Origin of the sequence: Sandarakinorhabdus rubra (assembly GCF_010994245.1) — a bacterium.
Lineage (GTDB): Bacteria > Pseudomonadota > Alphaproteobacteria > Sphingomonadales > Sphingomonadaceae > Sandarakinorhabdus > Sandarakinorhabdus rubra.
In genome coordinates this window covers 1-1,749 of sequence record NZ_WMHO01000332.1, presented here as the reverse complement: position 1 = coordinate 1,749, position 1,749 = coordinate 1, and the positions used below count along the sequence as shown (strand labels likewise).

Below are 1,749 nucleotides of genomic sequence, written 5' to 3'. Positions count from 1 at the left end.
CAGCCGCACGGGTGCGCGCAGCCGTTGTTCGGCGGGTGCGCGTGTGCCATCCAGCGCAGCCGCGACGGCCAGCGGACACACCGTGCTGATCGTGCCGGCCAGCCGGGCGCCGGCACCCAGCGGCACGATGGTCGCTGTCAGCGTGAACAGCTCCCCGGTGGCATCGCTGCCAGTGACCACCGCATCGAGGCTGCCGCCAGCGCTGGCCCAGCGGCGATAATCATCCAGCCGCCCGGCACCGCGAATCGTCATGTCGGCCGCCAGGGTGATCGGGGCGCCCTGCCCCAGCGACAGCCCGGCGGCAGATACGACCAGCTGCCCGCGCGGCGGCAGCCGCGGGCTGGCGGGATCGCCATCCCTGAGCCCGGCGCGTTCCCGCACGTGGAGCTCCAGCATCTCGGCGCGGAAATCCGGGCCCAGGCCGAAATTGCCCGTCGCGGCCGGCAGCACAACGGACAGCCGGTCCAGGCGGCCGGCGTCCAGCTTCAGACTGGCGGTTGCCGTCGCCGCCGCCACCCGCGCTGAAAGGCCTGCCGCCGTGCCGCCGAGCGCCACGTCCTGCCCCTGCAGCACGGTCAGCTCGGGCCGCCACGGCCCGCGATTGAGGCGCAGCCCGCCCGCCTTCAGGACAAGGCTGGTGTTGCCCTGGTGGGCCAGTTCCACATTGGCCAGCTCGGTTTCGAGCCGATAGGGAAAGCCGGTGGCCACCACGGTCTGCCCCGGAAACCAGCCAGACAGCGTGGCTTCGAACGTGTCCGCCCAGCCGCGCCACAGCTGCCAATAGACGCCCAGCCCCAGCACAAGCGGCAGCAGCGAGAGGAGAATCGGCCAGCGACGCGTCATAGCCAGCCGCTCTGGCGGGTATCGCTCTGCAGCGCGTTGATGGCAGCGTGGACACGCGCTTCGACCTCGGCGCGCGGCAGGCCGGGCGGGATCGGCGCGGCCACCTTCATGTGCACGGTGCCGGGATATTTGATGAAGCTTTTCGGCCAGACACTGCCGCTGTCCAGCGCGATCGGCACTACCGACAGGCCGAGGATCTTGTAAAGCCCGGCAAATCCGGCGGCGAGTGGCGGCGTGTCGCCCACCGCGACGCGCGTGCCTTCCGGGAAGATCACCACCGGCCGGCCGGCGGCCACCGCAGCCTTCGCCTGCCGCATCATCTCGCGCAGCATGCCGGCGCTGCCCGAGCGGTCGACGAAGATCGAGCCGTGGCGGGCCGAGGCAAGGCCCCAGACGGGGATGCGGCGCAGTTCCTGCTTCATCACCACCGCAGGCTTTTCGAACCACCAGAGCGTGAGAATGGCTTCGAGGGCGCTTTCATGCTTCAGCGCAAACAGCTGCGGCCCGGCCGGGATGGTGCCTTCCATCTCGATCCTGATGCCGGTGATCGCCCGGCTGGTGAGGCGAAACCAGCCGGCCCAGAGTTTCGGCCCGAGGAACAGCAACGCACCACCCGGCGCGATCAGGCCGAGGAGCAGCGCGAAGGGCACCAGCACCAACGAGCCGCCAAGGAAGGCGATCTGGAAGAGGATGGTGCGGACCAGCGCCGCCATCGTGGACAGCGCCCCCATCACGCCGCACCCGCCAAAAGGGCCAGCCGCCGGGCCAGCCACTTCGAATATTCAAAGGCGAGGCCCGGCGCCCGCGGTTCGGACGGCACGGCATCGGGCAGCACGGCCACACCCGGCGGCAGCACGCGCGCCAGTTCCAGCCGGGCGCGGCGCATGTGGCCGGCGCTGGTCACCA

General features: G+C 70.9%; 2 protein-coding genes. Both read right to left on the bottom strand.

Annotated features, from left to right (window positions below):
- The coding region (locus tag GJV64_RS14145; RefSeq protein ID WP_164158087.1) for a DUF2125 domain-containing protein at positions 1–843 on the bottom strand (843 nt) is incomplete at its 3' end.
- On the bottom strand, positions 840–1,574 hold the full coding sequence (locus tag GJV64_RS14140) for a lysophospholipid acyltransferase family protein (protein WP_235927772.1): 735 nt from the start codon (positions 1,572–1,574) through the stop codon (positions 840–842). The genes GJV64_RS14140 and GJV64_RS14145, both read right to left, overlap by 4 nt.
- Positions 1,575–1,749: the final 175 nt, after the last annotated feature.